Raw genomic sequence first — 529 nt, 5'->3', positions numbered from 1 at the left:
TGCAAAGCTGAAAGAGGAAAACGGCATCACCCCCGGCCTGGCCGTGGTTCTGGTGGGCGAGGATCCGGCCAGCCAGGTCTATGTCCGCTCGAAGGGCAAGATGACCGTCGAGGTCGGCATGAACTCGTATGAGCACAAGCTGGATGCGGAGACCTCAGAGGCGGAGCTGCTGGCGCTGATCGACAAACTGAACACTGATCCGGCGGTGCATGGCATTCTGGTCCAGCTGCCGCTGCCCAAGCACCTGAACGAGGATCTGGTGATCAATTCGATCGATCCGGCCAAGGATGTGGACGGGTTCCACATCTCGAATGTGGGTCTTTTGGGCACTGGTCAGAAATCGATGGTGCCCTGCACCCCGCTGGGCTGCCTGATGATGCTGCGCGATCACCACGGGTCGCTGTCGGGCATGGATGCGGTTGTCATCGGTCGCTCGAACATCGTGGGCAAGCCGATGGCGCAGCTGCTGCTGGGGGACAGCTGCACCGTGACCATCGCGCATTCGCGCACCAGGGACCTGCCGGATGTG

Annotated in this window: 1 protein-coding gene; it reads left to right on the top strand. The window is 61.6% G+C overall.

Going from position 1 to position 529, the window contains the following annotated elements:
* Nucleotides 1-529, top strand: a 529-nt coding sequence (locus ACR0AP_RS20955) for a tetrahydrofolate dehydrogenase/cyclohydrolase catalytic domain-containing protein (protein WP_480509238.1), incomplete at both ends; no start/stop codon positions are given.

Source organism: Ruegeria sp. AF7 (genome assembly GCF_056541885.1).
The sequence above is the reverse complement of the archived record's forward strand: the minus strand, read 5'-3'. Positions and strand labels throughout refer to the sequence as shown.